The sequence below is a fragment of the Planktothrix sp. FACHB-1355 genome (genome assembly GCF_014748295.1).
GTDB lineage: Bacteria > Cyanobacteriota > Cyanobacteriia > Cyanobacteriales > Aerosakkonemataceae > Aerosakkonema > Aerosakkonema funiforme_A.
Window position 1 is genome coordinate 1 of record NZ_JACJUP010001259.1, and the last position, 1,926, is coordinate 1,926.

Sequence of the window (1,926 nt, forward strand, 5' to 3'; positions counted from 1 at the left end):
AAGACACCGCCACATTCCGGACACGCAAAAGCCGAGGGCGTTCCGGGTCTACCGTCGCTTTGCAGAATATCCATATCCATCTGAGCCAAAGCAGATTCTATTTCCATACTATTGGAAGGGCGATCGGCTTCTTCTTCGACTGACTCGTGCGCTAACTTTACCAACACACCTGCAATCTCCGACAGTGGTAATATGCAGTCAACCTGTACGTTGTCGATCGCACTGCGCGGCATTTCCCCAAAAAGCGCATCGTCCGGGTCTTGTACAACTGCAACTCCACCTCGTTGCTTCACCGCTAACAAACCTGCTGTACCATCGTCCAGTGTGCCCGTTAGGACCACACCTATGACCCGATGCCCGTATGCTACTGCTGCCGATCGAAATAGCGTATCGATCGCAGGTCGGTGATTGTTTTCTCTGGGGCCGCCAGACAGGTGAAGATGTTTGCGTTTTACAATTAAGTGCCAATCCGGAGGTGCTACATAGATATACCCGCGTTCGATCTCTTGCCCGTCTTTAGCGTGTTCTGCTTTCAAAGCACCTGCGCGGCTGAGGATTTGTGGCAGAACGCTTTTGGTGTAGGAGGGAAAGTGAACAACCACAAAGATAGCAGCCGGTATATCCAAAGGCAGATCGCCAGCTAATTTTATCAGTGCTTCCACTCCGCCCGCTGAGGCTCCGATAACGATAATGTCGCGTGTGGGCATATTTTTTAGCTGCGATCGAGCGGCTTATGGGGTGGGATGGAAGGACTCTTTACTGTGGTTTAATAGACATCTCCAAAAATTCTTGTGGGGTAGGCATCCTGCCTGCCTTTAATATTCTTTTGGAGGAGATGTTTGATGACTGGTCAGAAACTAACAATTTCTGCGATAATTTTATCGTAAATTATATTTCTTTTAACATATTAAAGGTAGTCAAAATCAGTCTATATCCAGACACTCAACAGCAGCAGTCACGCTTGGCAAGCTTTTGGTTCTTGCCGTTGGCGACCCCACTTCCCGGTCAACCTAACGATTGACAACGGTCGGGGATGGTTTAGTCATCATCCGGCTATCCATCTCCATCCTGCAACGCTATCGGGTGGAGCCTGACGCCGTATTCGGTAAAGTTTCGTTACTTACTGGTGAAAAATGGTGAAAACGAAAGTAACGTCAAGGTTGTTACCTGCAAAACCGGAAGACATTATGGCAACCGAATGCAGTATCAGTCCAGCTTTTGACATTGTAGCTCTGGCGGCTTCGGCTGGGGGACTGAACGCTTTGAGTTGCATTTTGTCCAGCCTACCGGCTGATTTTCCAGCGCGGATCGTAGTGGTGCAGCATATGTCTGGCCAGCATCGCAGTTTTTTAGCAGAAATCCTCAACCGTTGCACGCCCTTGCGAGTAAAGCAGGCTGAAGAAGGAGAACAAGTGATTCCAGGTACAGTTTACGTTGCCGCACCCGATCGCCACTTATTGGTTAACCTCGACAGTACTGTTTCTCTTACTCAAACTGAAAAAGTGCATTCTGTGCGTCCCTCTGCGGAGATATTGTTTAAATCGGTAGCAGAAAAATATCAGAAAAGAGCGCTCGCCGTAATCTTGACGGGAGCAAATATGGATGGCTCAAAAGGAGTAGAAGCAATTAAAAAAATGGGTGGGAAGGTAATTGCACAGGACGAAAGTACATCACAAGTTTTCGGTATGCCTGCTGCGGCGATCGATACTGGCTGCGTTGATTGGATTCTGCCACTGGACAAAATCGCAGATGCCATCAAAAATTTAGTAATGGGAGGGCAGATCTAACGATGAGCATTGCCCCCAAAGACGAACAATTTGAAACGTTGCTACAGTACCTCAAGCAGAGTCGGGGTTTTGATTTTACAGGTTACAAACGCCCCAGCTTAATGCGCCTGACAAAAAAGCGTATGCAGCGGGTCGATAT

General features: G+C 48.1%; 5 protein-coding genes. 4 read left to right on the plus strand and 1 reads right to left on the minus strand.

Features of this window, described 5'->3' with window-relative positions; all coding sequences use genetic code 11:
* A partial coding sequence (locus tag H6S82_RS31390) for a chemotaxis protein CheB (RefSeq protein WP_191057348.1) occupies nt 1-707 on the minus strand: 707 nt, incomplete at its 3' end.
* On the opposite strand from H6S82_RS31390, the gene H6S82_RS31395 reads away from it, so the two are divergent.
* From H6S82_RS31395 to H6S82_RS31405, 4 genes are all read left to right on the plus strand, one after another.
* Entirely contained in the window at nt 698-1,021 is a 324-nt protein-coding gene (locus H6S82_RS31395) for a hypothetical protein (RefSeq protein ID WP_190473310.1), read from the plus strand. The genes H6S82_RS31390 and H6S82_RS31395 overlap by 10 nt on opposite strands.
* Nucleotides 1,018-1,140 (plus strand): hypothetical protein, encoded by a 123-nt coding sequence (locus H6S82_RS34245; RefSeq protein WP_255512299.1) that lies wholly within the window; start codon nt 1,018-1,020, stop codon nt 1,138-1,140. The genes H6S82_RS31395 and H6S82_RS34245 overlap by 4 nt, the downstream gene beginning before the upstream one ends.
* A complete protein-coding gene (locus H6S82_RS31400; protein WP_199315553.1) occupies nt 1,134-1,787 on the plus strand; it encodes a chemotaxis protein CheB in 654 nt (217 codons plus the stop codon). Before H6S82_RS34245 ends, H6S82_RS31400 begins: the two co-directional genes overlap by 7 nt.
* A 2-nt stretch (nt 1,788-1,789) precedes the next feature.
* Nucleotides 1,790-1,926: hypothetical protein (locus H6S82_RS31405; protein ID WP_191057349.1), on the plus strand; the 137-nt coding region annotated here is incomplete at its 3' end.